Origin of the sequence: Citrobacter sp. wls757 (genome assembly GCF_005280935.1) — a bacterium.
In the GTDB taxonomy this organism is placed as follows: Bacteria; Pseudomonadota; Gammaproteobacteria; order Enterobacterales; family Enterobacteriaceae; genus Citrobacter; species Citrobacter portucalensis.
Genome location: NZ_SZWU01000049.1, coordinates 121,684 through 134,424 on the forward strand (window position 1 = coordinate 121,684; position 12,741 = coordinate 134,424).

The window sequence follows — 12,741 nt, forward strand, 5'->3', positions numbered from 1 at the left end:
GTAAACGCCTTATCCGGTCTACAGGTTTCGCTGTTTACCGTAGGCCCGATAAGCGTCGCGCATCGGGCACATCGCCGAATGCGGCTAACAATTCAGCGTAATTGCTGCCCTGCTTTGAGCGTTGCGGCTACGTTTCGCGCCGTCATTCGTACGTTGTCGCTCGCGTTCTTCAGCGCCTCATCCAGGGTACAAATGGAGTAGATGACGCTGAAAACCGCATCCAGCCCATGCTCGTGTACGACCCCCACATCGGCCGTCAGGCTACCTGCGATACCGATAACCGGCTTGTTGTAACGCTTTGCGACCTTCGCCACGCCAACCGGAACCTTACCGTGAATGGTCTGACTATCAATGCGCCCTTCACCTGTGACCACTAAATCCGCATCCGCAACGCAGGCATCAAGGTGTAACGCATCGGTCACTATCTCAATACCGCAGCGTAACTGTGCGCCGCAAAACGCATACAGTGCCGCCCCCATACCACCCGCCGCACCACCACCGGCCAGATCCAGCACGTTGACGTCCAGATCGCGGGCAATAAGTCGCGCATAGTGCGTGAGCGCCCGATCCAGGCGGGTAATCATCTCCGGCGTAGCCCCTTTTTGCGGACCAAAAACCGCAGATGCGCCCTCTTTTCCAGTCAACGGGTTGGTCACATCGCAAGCCACTTCTATAAGGCACCCGGCAAGACGGCTGTCTAACTGAGAAATATCAATCCGGGACAGAGATTCCAGACCGATTCCGCCTTGCGCAATTTCGTTATTTTGCGCATCCAGCAGTTTTGCTCCCAGCGCTTGCACCATCCCGGCACCGCCATCATTGGTGGCGCTACCGCCAATCCCAATGATGATATGCTCAACGCCAGCGTCCAGCGCATGACGGATTAACTCCCCGGTTCCCCAGGATGTCGTTTTCAGCGGATCGCGTAACCCCACAGGAACCTGTTCCAGTCCGCTGGCGGCCGCCATTTCGATAAACGCCGAGCGCTCATCACCAGATAAACCATAAAATGCCTGAATTGTGTTGCCCAAAGGGCCGGTAACATCAACATGCACAAGGTGACCTTGCGTTGCGGCAACCATCGCTTCGACCGTTCCTTCACCGCCATCTGCAACCGGAATCTTCACGTAATCCGCATCGGGCCAGATCTCACGAAACCCCAGCTCTATAGCCGTTGCCACCTCAAGCGCACTCAAACTTTCCTTATAGGAATCGGGTGCGATTACTATTTTCATAAAGCATCCTTACGCATGTTGATTATGTTAAGCATACACCAGGAGCAAAACCGCTCACTCTATAGGAGCGGTCCTGGATCACTTAGCGAACCATGCACGGACGCTTATTATCAAACGTCCAGTTCGGGATAAGATACTGCATACCCATCGCATCATCACGCGCACCCAGTCCATGTTGCTGGTACAGTTCATGCGCTTTCATGACCTGATCCATATCCAGCTCCACGCCCAGACCCGGTTTTGCCGGAACCTGCACCATGCCGCCTTTGATTTCAAACGGCTCTTTGGTCAAGCGCTGGTTGCCTTCCTGCCAGATCCAGTGGGTGTCGATAGCGGTTATTTTACCCGGAGCCGCCGCCGCGACATGCGTAAACATCGCCAGCGAAATATCAAAGTGATTGTTAGAGTGCGATCCCCAGGTCAGCCCGAACTCATGGCACATCTGCGCCACACGGACAGAACCCTGCATGGTCCAGAAGTGCGGGTCCGCCAGTGGGATATCCACAGACTGCAACGACAGCGTATGCCCCATCTGACGCCAGTCGGTGGCGATCATGTTGGTGGCGGTCGGCAGACCGGTGGCGCGGCGGAACTCCGCCATCACTTCACGACCAGAGAAGCCCTGCTCGGCACCGCACGGATCTTCCGCATAGGCCAGAGAACCCTTCAGATATTTGCCGATCTTAATCGCTTCATTTAGCGACCACGCGCCGTTCGGATCCAGCGTGACGCGGGCCTGCGGAAAGCGTTTCGCTAGCGCGACAATAGATTCCGCTTCTTCTTCCCCGGCCAGTACGCCGCCTTTCAGTTTAAAGTCGTTGAAACCATACATCTCATACGCGGCTTCCGCCAGGCGCACTACCGCATCCGGGGTCATCGCTTCTTCATGACGCAGACGATACCAGTCGCATTTATCATCCGGCTGACTCTGGTACGGCAGCGGCGTTGCCTTACGGTTACCCACGAAGAACAGATAACCCAACATTTCAACTTCGCTACGCTGCTGGCCATCCCCCAGCAAAGAGGCGACGTTTACGCCCAAATGCTGACCTAACAGATCCAACATGGCCGCTTCGATCCCAGTAACCACATGAATAGTGGTACGTAAATCGAAGGTCTGCAAACCGCGACCGCCCGCATCACGATCGGCAAAAGTATTGCGTACTGCATTCAGCACGTTTTTGTATTCACCTAACGTTTTACCTACCACCAACGGGATCGCATCTTCCAGAGTTTTGCGGATTTTTTCGCCGCCGGGAATTTCACCCACGCCGGTATGACCGGAGTTATCTTTAATAATCACAATATTGCGCGTGAAGAACGGAGCATGTGCGCCGCTCAGGTTCATCAGCATGCTGTCATGACCCGCAACCGGAATAACCTGCATAGAGGTAACCAATGGGGTAGAAAATTGTGCGCTCATAATTAAGTCCTTATTCAAAATTAGTGGCGGCCGAAAACGGGACGTTTACGGTCAAAAGTCCATCCGGGGATCAGATACTGCATTGGGCCTGCGTCATTACGCGCGCCGCCGGGCAGCGCCTTATAGGCTTCATGCGCTTTCTGTACCTGATCCCAGTCCAGTTCCACGCCCAGACCGGGCGCATCGGGTACCGCAATTTTTCCGTTTTTAATCTCCAGCGGATTTTTGGTCAGGCGGCAATCGCCCTCCTGCCAGATCCAGTGGGTATCAATAGCCGTTGGATTACCCGGCGCAGCCGCACCGACGTGGGTAAACATCGCCAGCGAAATATCAAAATGATTGTTAGAATGGCAGCCCCAGGTCAGGCCCCAGTCATCGCATAACTGTGCCACGCGTACCGCGCCAGAAAGGGTCCAGAAGTGCGGATCGGCCAGCGGAATATCTACTGAATTCAGCATCACCGCATGGCCCATTTCACGCCAGTTGGTAGCTATCATGTTCGTTGCTACCGGCAGACCGGTTGCACGGCGGAACTCGGCCATCACTTCACGGCCAGAAAAACCCTGTTCAGCGCCGCATGGATCTTCGGCGTAGGTCAGAACATCGTTCAGCCCTTTACACAGGGAGATGGCTTCATCCAGCAGCCAGGCACCGTTGGGATCAACCGTAATACGCGCATCCGGGAAGCATTTTTTCAGCGCACGAGCGGTGTCGATTTCCTGCTCGCCAGGCAGTACACCACCTTTGAGTTTGAAATCTTTAAAGCCGTAGCGATCCTGCGAAGCCTGAGCCAGACGTACCACTGCCTCACTGTTCATCGCTTGCTGATGACGCAGGTGATACCACTCATGGTTTCCCGACGTACTTTCCAGATACGGTAAATCGGTCTTTGTGCGATCGCCCACGTAGAACAGATAACCGAGTACGGTGACCGCATCGCGCTGCTTGCCCGGCCCTAACAGTTCACAAACCGGCACGTTGAGCGCCTTGCCCAGCAGGTCGAGCAATGCGGCCTCCAGCGCCGCTACCGCATTGACCCGTAGTTCAAAGGTCCAGGCGCCTTTGCCAAAGGTGTCAAAATCAGCGGCCTGGTTGCCTTTATGCACCTGCTGCACCACCTTATTCAGGCGCGCCACTTCCTGGCCCAGCACCTGCGGAATCGCATCCACCAGCGTCTGATAAATCACTTCGCCACCTGGCGCTTCACCGATACCGGTGTTTCCGGCATTATCGGTGAGCACCACGATATTACGAGTAAAGTATGCGTTATGCGCGCCGCCAATATTGAGCAGCATGCTGTCATGACCGGCCACCGGGATGACCTTCATATCGGTAACAACGGGACTCGATTGTGTTGTCATCATCATTGTCCTGCGACAGGTTTCAGTTCGATACGTTTAATATCGCCCACCAGCACCAGATAGCTCACCACCGCAATCAGCGCATGTACCCCGACGTAAATCAACGCGCCGTTAAACGAGCCGGTAGTCCCGACGATGTAGCCGATAGCAATTGGCGTGACAATGCCGGAGATGTTGCCAAACATGTTGAACAAACCGCCGCTCAGACCGCTGATCTCTTTAGGTGCGGTATCAGCCATCACTGCCCATCCCAGCGCACCGATACCTTTGCCGAAGAAGGCCAGCGCCATAAAGCCGATGATCATCCACTCCACATTGACGTAGTTACAGAACACCATCACCATCGACAGCAGCATACCGAGTACGATTGGCGTTTTACGGGCGATATTCAGCGAACCGGTACGGCGCATCAGCCAGTCGGAAATAATGCCGCCGAGCACGCCGCCGGCGAATCCGCAAATGGCCGGAACCGAAGCAACAAAGCCAGCTTTCAAAATCGACATACCGCGAGCCTGCACCAGATAAACCGGGAACCAGGTGATAAAGAAGTAGGTCAGCGCGTTAATGCAGTACTGGCCGATGTAAATCCCGATCATCATCCGTGAACCCAGCATCTGTTTGATTTGCCCCCACTTCACGCTAAACGGCACTTTGGTTTTGGCTGCCGCCTGATCCATGTTGATCAGCGCCCCACCTTCGGCAATGTACTCCAGCTCTTTTTGGTTTACGCCCGGGTGCTGGTTCGGTTCATGAATCACCTTCAGCCAGACGAAGCTGATAACAATCCCAAGACCGCCCATAAAGAAAAACACGTGCGACCAACCCACTTCGTGGGTCAGCCAACCCATGATTGGCGCGAAAATAACGGTGGCAAAGTATTGCGCAGAGTTAAAGATAGCGACCGCCGTGCCCCTTTCCTGTGCCGGGAACCACGCCGCCACAATACGACTGTTGCCGGGGAAGGAGGGCGCTTCAGCTAAACCAACGAGGAAGCGCAAAGTAAACAGCGCAACGATAATGCCGAAGCCACTGAAGATATCGACAAAACCCTGCAACAGGGTAAACATGGACCAAATAAAGATGGACCAGAAATAAACGCGTTTTGAACCAAAGCGGTCGAGCAACCAGCCGCCGGGGATCTGGCCGATAACATAGGCCCATGAGAAAGCGGAGAATACATACCCCATCCCTACCGCATCCAGACCGATGTCTTTGGCCATCTCCGAACCGGCAATGGATAAGGTGGCGCGATCGCCGTAGTTGAAGGATGTGACGATAAACAGCATCACCACTATCCAGTAGCGAGCGTTAGTGCGTTTTTCCGCGCTGCTCGCCGCCTGACTTAATGAACTCATTGTTGCACTCCTGAATCCTGGCTTTCGCCAGTTCATTCTGTACAGCACCTGTAGGGTGATCAGAATGAGAGGTTAGTGTGTGGCAGTGTTGGTACAGCTCAGGGCCGTTTTATTCTGACTCGCTGCCATTCCGGGAACTGACGGGAAAAGTATATGAAGGAGTGCCACTGACCCTCACCGTGCATGAACACAACATTAGGGAGGCAGTGAGAAGTTGTTTGGGGCATAAGCCCAAAGTAGTGGAAGTTAGTTCACGTAATTGGGGTTTTATTGCCGGGTGGCGGCTTCGCCTGGCCCGGCTTGCGGTTCAAAGGGGGGTTGCATGCCCGTACGAGCGAGAGATTATTTAAGCAAGGTTCCCCAGTTTTCTACCCAGGGATTGGATTCGCTTTCCGGTTCAGGATGCTCGCTGGCATCAATCAGCAGCATTTCTCCTACACGGTGGGCGCTTTGTTCCTGCAACAAGGCATCGAACTGTTTGCCGCCATTGCAGAAATTAACGTAGCTACTGTCGCCCAGCCCAATTACCCCGTAATGCAGATTTGGCTGGAAACCGAGATTATCTTTGATCCCTTGAAACAGCGGCACGATGCTATCCGGCAGATCGCCCTGCCCGGTCGTGGAAGTCACCACCAGTACATATTTATCCTGATATGCCTGCCAGTCGCTAAGTTCCGGATCTTCGAACACCGTAGCTTTATGACCCTGCGCCGTCAAAATAGCTTCGGCCTCTTCGGCAACCAGCAGCGCGTTTCCGTACATCGTGCCGACAAAAATTCCAATTTCCGCCATAACCGTAATCTCCTGGGACTTAAGAATCTATCTGCTCATCCTGACCTGACAGCCCGCTGAACTCAACCCTTTCATTCTCAGGGAGAAGTCCACGCCAGCCAAACTGTGATAACGCCTGCATCCAGACGTCATCCAGTCCGGCGCGAATAACCAGCGGTTCACCGGTGAAAGGATGGGTCAGCGCAAGCTGGCTGGCATGCAGCATCAATCGCTGGCAACCGAAATGCTCTGCGGCGCTGCGGTTTTGCCGCAAATCACCGTGCTTGCTGTCGCCGATAATCGGATGGCGCAAGTGCGCCAGATGGCGTCTGAGCTGGTGCTTGCGACCGGTTTTAGGATCCAGTTCCACCAGCCCGTAACGGGTAGTCGGATAACGCCCGGTCGCTACCGGCATTTCTACCGTTGCCAGGCCACGATAATGGGTGACAGCAGGCTGCGGGCCTTTATCATCGCGGGCAAACTTATCGGCAATCTTATCCAGCTCTTCGACCAGCGGGTAATCCAGCACGGCATCATCCATCAGCCAGCCACGCACAATCGCATGATAGCGTTTCTGAATTTGATGATGTTCAAACTGCTGGGACAGCAAACGCCCGGCTTCGCTGGACAGTCCCATCAGCAGCACGCCGGAGGTTGGTCTGTCGAGTCGATGGGCGGTAAATACGTGCTGACCAATTTGGTCGCGCACCGTTTGCATCACCACCACTTTCTCATCCCGGTCGAGCCAACTGCGGTGAACCAACCAGCCCGAAGGTTTATTGACGGCGACCAGCCATTCGTCCTGATAAAGAATTTCCAGCATCAGGCGTTATCACTTGTAAACAACGCATCCAGCTCCTGCAATGCCGCCAGAAGAATGTCGCGCTGCGGGTGATCGGCTGCCAGCGCCATTTCGTAATACGGTGCGACGGCAAAAGCCTGCGGAAGCGGCTGCGCGTTATCAATCAACATATGCATGCGGGGAATCAACACCCACTGCAGCCACTCGACCGGCTCCATGGTATCCATACAAAAAGGCTGCGTACTGGTAAACAGATGCTCTGCTGGCTCATCCATCCGCCAGTGATGATGTTCACGCAGTAGCGCTTCAAGTGCGTGTAACTGCTGGCGCACACGGTCATGAGTCGTCATGAAATTAACCTCAATGATGAAAAATCTGGCGCGAAGAATAGCACTAGTGGAGGGAAATAAAAAAAGGGAGCACTGTAAAAACAGTGCTCCCGGTTCGTTTCGCAGCATTCCAGCTACTTTTAGTGCTCCCTGCTCATCCTTGACAACTTTTCCTGTGGTCTTGCGACCGTGTTCATCCTGAACTTTTGCATCCTGCTCACATCACCCCGATGTGAAAACTTCATCCTGAAGTATCCTGGCCATCCAGACCCGCCGAACATCCTGACCGGCTCTCATTCTCCATCCTGGAGGTGTCCTTTAACGCATCCAGCGTCTTCCTCTTTGCTTCGTCCTGAAGCCTGTCCTTGCAACACCGTCCTGGTGTGTCCTGGCGAAGAGCCATCATCCTGATGTTCTCTTCGTTGTGCGACTCCTTGTCGACAGATATAGAATCGCCTGTTTCGCATTGTCTTACAAGATGCTTACAGGCTTACCCTTACGATTATTTTCGTATGAAAGTTGACAATAAAACACTAACCAATTGAATAATAATAAATTATTATTTTATCAATTCATTAAGTCTTTACTTATCACCTGGCAATGTCCTACAGGGTTTGTAAGAGATCTCTCACAAGATTCAGGGCAAACTGGATTACAGAACTGGCTTAAGTTGAGTGAGGAATTCCGCAAGTGAGGCCGCCAGCACCGTTCGTTTACGGGTTCCCAGCGTTTCTTTGCACACTTCACCGGACAGATTGCACACCGAAATGACGTCAAGCTCATTATCTTGTGTGGCAATAAAAAGCGTAGGTGATAGCTTGAGGCGCTTTTGCGTTACCAAATGACCAATCAGGTTTTCCTGAACGCGCCTGAAGTCATCTTCACTCCAGGTTTGCAGCAGCGTGAGCTTTTCATCCGCAAACTGCGCGTGCATATCACCAGCAAACTGGGTGGTGTAAAAAGCGTGAACGGCAGGTTGTACCACAATATCAAAGGCCCGTTCAACCGCATTGAGGTTATTTTCGCCGACAAAAGGTTGAGGCTGCCAAAATACCGCATCGTCTGTGGAAGAAATGATACACGGAGAAGGTACGCCATACAGCTCTTCGCTGAGCGGCCAACTGTTGTTTTTTTCATGCCATGCGTCGCAATAACGCGTCGTAAAGGCTATCAACGCCTGCGCTGTCAATTCGTCCACTGATTTCTCTCTTCACAAAAGCCAGGATACACTTATCGCATAGTGTATCTGGTTTATGACGGTGAAACATGTCCTCTTATGAAAATCATCAGGCGCTTAACGGCCTGACACTCGGTAAATCAACGGATTACCGAGACAATTACGATGCAAGTCTGTTGCAGGGCGTTCCGCGCAGCCTGAATCGCGACCCGCTGGATTTAAAGGCCGATAACTTGCCTTTTCACGGTGCAGATATCTGGACGCTATATGAACTGTCGTGGCTGAATGCCAACGGCTTACCGCAGGTTGCGGTCGGTCATGTGGAGCTGGATTACACCAGCGTAAATCTGATTGAGTCGAAAAGCTTTAAGCTGTACCTGAACAGTTTTAACCAGACGCGTTTTGATTCCTGGGACGCGGTACGCCAGACGCTGGAAAACGATCTGCGCGCCTGCGCTCAGGGCGATGTCAGCGTGGCGCTGTACCGCCTTGACGAACTGGAAGGGCAGCCGATAGCCCACTTTAATGGGACCTGTATCGACAATCAGGATATCGTCATCGACAACTATCAGTTCAGCACTGCGTATCTGGAAAATGCCGTGAGCGGTGAAAAGGCAGTCGAAGAGACGCTGGTCAGCCACCTGCTGAAATCCAACTGTCTGATCACCCACCAGCCCGACTGGGGCTCCATACAAATTCAGTATCGTGGACGGAAAATCGACAGAGAGATGCTGCTGCGTTATCTGGTCTCCTTCCGCCACCATAATGAATTTCATGAGCAGTGCGTGGAACGTATTTTCAATGACATTCTGCGCTTCTGCCAGCCAGAGAAACTGAGCGTCTACGCACGCTACACGCGACGTGGTGGTCTGGACATTAACCCATGGCGCACCAACACCGATTTCACTCCGGCAACCGGTCGTCTGGTACGTCAGTAATCTTTTTTCTCAATTTTGCGTGCCGGATTCCGCGCGCAAGGTTGTGAAAGGTCATAAGCCAGGGCTATTGTAATCAATAGGGAATGACGTGTTGCGTCCCATAAGGAGTTTACTTGATTACACATATTAGCCCGCTTGGCTCAATGGACATGTTGTCGCAGTTGGAAGTCGATATGCTTAAACGCACGGCCAGCAGCGACCTGTATCAACTGTTTCGTAACTGTTCGCTTGCCGTTCTGAACTCCGGCAGTTTGACCGACAACAGTAAAGAACTGCTGTCCCGCTTTGAAAGTTTCGATATTAACGTACTGCGCCGCGAACGGGGCGTGAAGCTGGAACTGATCAACCCACCTGAAGATGCGTTTGTTGATGGACGCATTATTCGTGCGCTACAGGCTAACCTGTTTGCCGTACTGCGCGACATTCTGTTCGTCAATGGACAGATCCATAACGCCGGTCGTTTTCAGCATCTGGATCTCGAAAGCTCGGTACATATTACCAACCTCGTATTCTCGATCCTGCGTAATGCGCGGGCGCTACACGTTGGTGAAGCGCCGAACATGGTCGTCTGCTGGGGCGGCCACTCAATCAACGAAAATGAGTACCTGTATGCCCGTCGCGTCGGCACCCAACTGGGCCTGCGCGAACTGAACATCTGTACCGGCTGCGGTCCGGGGGCGATGGAAGCGCCAATGAAAGGCGCCGCGGTCGGCCACGCCCAGCAGCGATACAAAGACAGCCGCTTTATTGGCATGACCGAACCGTCAATCATCGCCGCTGAACCGCCTAACCCGCTGGTAAACGAACTGATCATCATGCCGGACATTGAAAAACGTCTGGAAGCGTTCGTGCGTATCGCTCACGGTATTATCATCTTCCCGGGTGGCGTAGGGACAGCAGAAGAGCTGCTGTATCTGCTGGGGATCCTGATGAATCCGGCCAACAAAGATCAGGTTCTACCGCTGATCCTGACCGGACCAAAAGAGAGTGCGGATTACTTCCGCGTGCTGGACGAATTTATCGTGCACACGCTAGGGGAAGATGCACGTCGCCACTATCGCATTATCATTGACGATGCGGCAGAAGTGGCGCGTCTGATGAAAAAAGCGATGCCGCTGGTGAAAGAAAACCGTCGCGACACAGGAGATGCTTACAGCTTTAACTGGTCGATTCGTATCGCGCCCGATCTGCAGATGCCGTTCGAGCCGTCCCATGAAAACATGGCCAACCTGAAGCTGTACCCGGATCAACCCGTTGAAGTATTGGCCGCCGATTTACGTCGTGCATTCTCCGGTATTGTGGCAGGTAACGTGAAGGAAGTCGGGATCCGCGCTATTGAAGAGTTTGGCCCGTACAAAATCCACGGTGACCGCGAAATGATGCGCCGCATGGACGATCTCCTGCAGGGCTTTGTTGCACAACATCGTATGAAGTTACCGGGCACTGCGTATATCCCTTGCTACGAGATCTGCGCCTAACCTTCAACACCCGCTAGCAGCGCTATAGCGGTGACAGTTTTGTCCATATCAAAGCCGGGTTTGGCGCACTTGCCTCCCGGCTTTTTTTAGTGATACCAGTCACATAGCCCCGACAATCATATAAATACCAGTGATGATTCATTAAAAACAGCGCGTCACGCAAACGATTACCTTGAAAAACCAACCGTGATTTATCTTAGAAAATTATTATTAGTCGCCGAAATCATCTAAAAACAACAGTTTTTACAGCTGAACACGCCTATCTTCGCGCCTTCGCTTTCATGAGATATGTCGTTAATGTTAGCCTTCGCGCCCGTAAATTCGCTTTGACTATTTTTTAACAGATTAATGGCCCAAATTTATCCACATAAAAGGTGGATTATTGCATTTGGGATCCCGATCACTGATACATTCATTACTAAAATGTATCTTTCCGCCCGAAAATTATTACGGCGAAAAATTATATAAAAATCGCTCAACGAATTTCGATTTACAGTCGGGTACTTTCTCATTGGATTGACCCCAAACCCGACTTTTTAAGCTTCCTCCAGGAGAAATAGATGGAAAACACTCAAACCAGCACTATCGTTACGGGCCAGACCCGCAGCGCATGGCGCAAAACAGACACCATGTGGATGCTGGGCCTTTACGGCACGGCGATTGGGGCGGGTGTATTGTTCCTGCCGATTAACGCAGGCGTAGGCGGTATGATCCCGCTGATCATCATGGCGATCCTTGCCTTCCCAATGACCTTCTTTGCACACCGCGGTCTGACTCGCTTTGTGCTGTCCGGTAAAAATCCGGGTGAAGACATCACCGAAGTTGTAGAAGAACACTTTGGTGTTGGTGCAGGTAAACTGATTACCCTGCTCTACTTCTTCGCTATCTACCCGATTCTGTTGGTTTACAGCGTAGCAATCACCAACACGGTTGAAAGCTTCCTGACCCACCAACTGGCGATTACGCCGCCGCCGCGCGCAATCCTGTCACTGATCCTGATTGTCGGCATGATGACCATCGTGCGCTTCGGTGAGCAGATGATCGTTAAGGCGATGAGCATCCTGGTATTCCCGTTCGTTGCGGCTCTGATGCTGCTGGCGCTGTACCTGATCCCTCAGTGGAGCGGTGCGATTCTGGAAACCATGTCTTTTGACTCTGCGGCAACCACCGGCAACGGCCTGCTGTTGACCCTGTGGCTGGCAATTCCGGTAATGGTGTTCTCCTTCAACCACTCCCCGATCATCTCCTCCTTCGCCGTGGCGAAGCGTGAAGAGTACGGTGATGAAGCAGAGAAAAAATGCTCCAAGATTCTGGCATTCGCTCACATCATGATGGTACTGACCGTTATGTTCTTCGTCTTCAGCTGCGTGTTCAGCCTGACTCCGGCGGACCTGGCAGCAGCGAAAGAGCAGAACATCTCGATTCTGTCTTACCTGGCGAACCACTTTAACGCGCCGATTATTGCCTGGATGGCACCGATCATCGCGATTATCGCTATCACCAAATCCTTCCTGGGCCACTACCTGGGCGCACGTGAAGGCTTCAATGGTATGGTGATTAAGTCTCTGCGTGGCAAAGGCAAATCCATCGAAATCAACAAACTGAACAAAATCACTGCGCTGTTCATGCTGGTAACCACCTGGATTGTGGCGACGCTGAACCCAAGCATCCTCGGCATGATTGAGACCCTGGGTGGCCCAATCATCGCGATGATTCTGTTCCTGATGCCGATGTATGCCATTCAGAAAGTACCGGCAATGCGTAAGTACAGCGGCCATATCAGCAACGTCTTCGTTGTGATTATGGGCCTGATCGCTATCTCCGCTATTTTCTACTCTCTGTTCAGTTAATTCCCCTGCGCCGCTCCTCGGG

At 52.7% G+C, this 12,741-nt stretch carries 11 protein-coding genes; 3 read left to right on the forward strand and 8 right to left on the reverse strand.

Translation table 11 applies throughout. From position 1 onward, the window contains the following. Positions 1-92: 92 nt before the first annotated feature. The 8 genes from FDW94_RS12895 to syd form a co-directional block, all read right to left on the reverse strand. Positions 93-1,235 (reverse strand): glycerate kinase, encoded by a 1,143-nt coding sequence (locus tag FDW94_RS12895; protein WP_137377693.1) that lies wholly within the window; start codon positions 1,233-1,235, stop codon positions 93-95. Between the two features lie 82 nt (positions 1,236-1,317). Continuing rightward, positions 1,318-2,658 (reverse strand): glucarate dehydratase, encoded by a 1,341-nt coding sequence (gene gudD, locus FDW94_RS12900; protein ID WP_137377694.1) that lies wholly within the window; start codon positions 2,656-2,658, stop codon positions 1,318-1,320. Positions 2,659-2,678: 20 nt separating this feature from the next. Next, entirely contained in the window at positions 2,679-4,019 is a 1,341-nt protein-coding gene (locus tag FDW94_RS12905; RefSeq protein ID WP_137377695.1) for an enolase C-terminal domain-like protein, read from the reverse strand. A 2-nt stretch (positions 4,020-4,021) separates the two neighbouring features. Next, a complete protein-coding gene (gene gudP / locus FDW94_RS12910) occupies positions 4,022-5,374 on the reverse strand; it encodes a galactarate/glucarate/glycerate transporter GudP (protein ID WP_137377696.1) in 1,353 nt (450 codons plus the stop codon). Positions 5,375-5,716: 342 nt separating this feature from the next. Next, a complete protein-coding gene (locus FDW94_RS12920; protein WP_003825676.1) occupies positions 5,717-6,166 on the reverse strand; it encodes a flavodoxin in 450 nt (149 codons plus the stop codon). 19 nt (positions 6,167-6,185) lie between these two features. Next, entirely contained in the window at positions 6,186-6,968 is a 783-nt protein-coding gene (gene truC / locus FDW94_RS12925) for a tRNA pseudouridine(65) synthase TruC (protein WP_003825671.1), read from the reverse strand. Continuing rightward, positions 6,968-7,297: a YqcC family protein gene (locus FDW94_RS12930; protein ID WP_128611819.1), complete on the reverse strand. Its 330-nt coding sequence runs from the start codon at positions 7,295-7,297 to the stop codon at positions 6,968-6,970. The genes truC and FDW94_RS12930 overlap by 1 nt, the downstream gene beginning before the upstream one ends. A 631-nt stretch (positions 7,298-7,928) precedes the next feature. Next, on the reverse strand, positions 7,929-8,474 hold the full coding sequence (syd, locus tag FDW94_RS12935; protein WP_032944836.1) for a SecY-interacting protein: 546 nt from the start codon (positions 8,472-8,474) through the stop codon (positions 7,929-7,931). A gap of 68 nt (positions 8,475-8,542) precedes the next feature. Between syd and queF the strand changes: the two genes are divergently transcribed. The 3 genes from queF to FDW94_RS12950 all read left to right on the forward strand — a co-directional run bounded on the left by queF (position 8,543) and on the right by FDW94_RS12950 (position 12,719). After that, positions 8,543-9,391 (forward strand): NADPH-dependent 7-cyano-7-deazaguanine reductase QueF, encoded by an 849-nt coding sequence (gene queF / locus FDW94_RS12940; RefSeq protein ID WP_137377697.1) that lies wholly within the window; start codon positions 8,543-8,545, stop codon positions 9,389-9,391. Positions 9,392-9,504: 113 nt separating this feature from the next. Beyond that, on the forward strand, positions 9,505-10,869 hold the full coding sequence (gene ppnN, locus FDW94_RS12945) for a nucleotide 5'-monophosphate nucleosidase PpnN (protein WP_003034076.1): 1,365 nt from the start codon (positions 9,505-9,507) through the stop codon (positions 10,867-10,869). A 560-nt stretch (positions 10,870-11,429) separates the two neighbouring features. Next, the gene (locus tag FDW94_RS12950) at positions 11,430-12,719 is read left to right on the forward strand and encodes an HAAAP family serine/threonine permease (RefSeq protein WP_003034073.1); all 1,290 of its coding nucleotides are present in this window, start codon (positions 11,430-11,432) and stop codon (positions 12,717-12,719) included. Positions 12,720-12,741 lie beyond the last annotated feature (22 nt).